Origin of the sequence: Phytoactinopolyspora endophytica (genome assembly GCF_004138495.1) — a bacterium.
Classification (GTDB): Bacteria; Actinomycetota; Actinomycetes; order Jiangellales; family Jiangellaceae; genus Phytoactinopolyspora; species Phytoactinopolyspora endophytica.
This window is the reverse complement of sequence record NZ_ML142858.1, coordinates 97722-99391: the sequence shown is the minus strand read 5'-3', so window position 1 is coordinate 99391 and position 1670 is coordinate 97722. Positions and strand designations below refer to the sequence as shown.

Here is a 1670-nt window from a genome sequence, read left to right as displayed (position 1 = left end):
TCAGAACGACGGCCCGACTACGTGCTCGAACTGCTGCTGGAGCACGACGGCACCGACCTGGGGTACGACGTGTGCGCCGGCGTGACATACGACGACGTGCATGCCGACCGCAACGCCGCGCTTGGGACCATCATCGACCGATACCACGAGGTGGCAGGGCAGTGCGATGCGGTCGTCATCGTCGGCAGCGACTACACCGACGTCGACAACCCCACCGAGTTCTCCTTCAACGCCCGGATCGCCGCCAATCTCGGTGCGCCGGTCCTCCTCGTGCTCAACGGGCGAGAGCGCACGCCGGAGAACATCCGGACGGTTGCCGACGCCGCAGTCGCCGAGCTGTCGGCCAACTCCGGCCAGTTGCTTGGCACCGTGGTGAACCGGGTCGAGCCGGAGAGACTCGCCGATGTGCGCCATGCCCTGAAGCCCTTGTCGCCGGCGTACACGCTGCCGGAGGAGCCGCTCCTGTCGGCGCCGACCGTGTCCGACCTTCTCGACGTCGGCGGTGAGCTGTACCGGGGCGAGTCCGACCGTCTCGGTCGTGAGGTCCGTGGGTTCGTCGTCGCCGGGATGACCTTGCCGAACGTGCTGGATCGGCTGGTCGAGGACACGATCGTGATCACCCCCGCGGACCGTTCGGACGTCCTGCTCGGCGTGTTGATGGCGCATTCCTCCCGGACCTTTCCCAGTCTCGCCGGGATCGTCCTCAACGGCGGGTTCATCCTGCCGCCGCAGATCGTCCAGCTGATCGACGGGCTCAACGTCAACCTGCCGATCATCACCGTGGAAGGCGACACGTTCGCCACCGCAACGGCACTCGCCGGTGTCCGAGGCCGGCTGACCAGGGACGCGACCCGCAAGGTGGAGACCGCCCAGACCCTGTTCGAGGAACACGTCGACGACCGCGAGCTACTCGACCTGCTCGACGTCACCCGCAGCGAGGTCGTCACCCCGTTGATGTTCGAGCACCGGCTGGTCGATCGCGCCCGAGGCGAGACACGCCACATCGTCCTGCCCGAAGGCGAGGAGGAGCGCGTGCTGCGTGCCGCCGACACGGTGCTGCGGCGGGGTATCGCCGAGCTCACGCTGCTCGGAGATCCGGAACGCGTACAGGCAACCGCTACCAACATCGGCGCCGACATCACCGCGGCGCGCATCGTCGACCCCATCGACAGCGGGTGGCGCGAGCGCTTCGCCGACGAATACGCGGCCCGCCGCGCCCACAAGGGCGTGACGCAGGAGCTCGCCTACGACCAGGTCGCCGACGTCTCCTACTTCGGCACCATGATGGTGCTGCTGGGCATGGCCGACGGCATGGTCTCCGGTGCCGTGCACACCACGGCGCACACCATCCGGCCGGCGTTCGAGGTGGTGAAGACCAGCGACGGGGTCTCCACCGTGTCCAGCGTCTTCTTCATGTGCCTGCGCGACCGCGTCCTGGTCTACGGCGACTGCGCGGTCAACCCGGACCCGAGCGCCGAGCAGCTGGCGGACATCGCCGTCTCCTCTGCGCAGACCGCCGAGGCCTTCGGGGTGGAGCCCAGGGTGGCGATGCTCTCCTACTCCACCGGCGAGTCCGGCTCGGGGGCCGACGTAGACAAGGTGCGGTCAGCGACGGCGCTGGCGAGGGAGCGCCGCCCCGACCTGTCCATCGAGGGCCCGATCCAGTACGA

The 1670-nt window shown here is 68.6% G+C and carries 1 protein-coding gene; it reads left to right on the top strand.

All coding sequences use genetic code 11. The features are described 5' to 3' along the window. Positions 1-1670 (top strand): phosphate acetyltransferase (gene pta, locus ELR45_RS19475; protein ID WP_205856888.1); only part of this gene is annotated, 1670 nt, incomplete at both ends.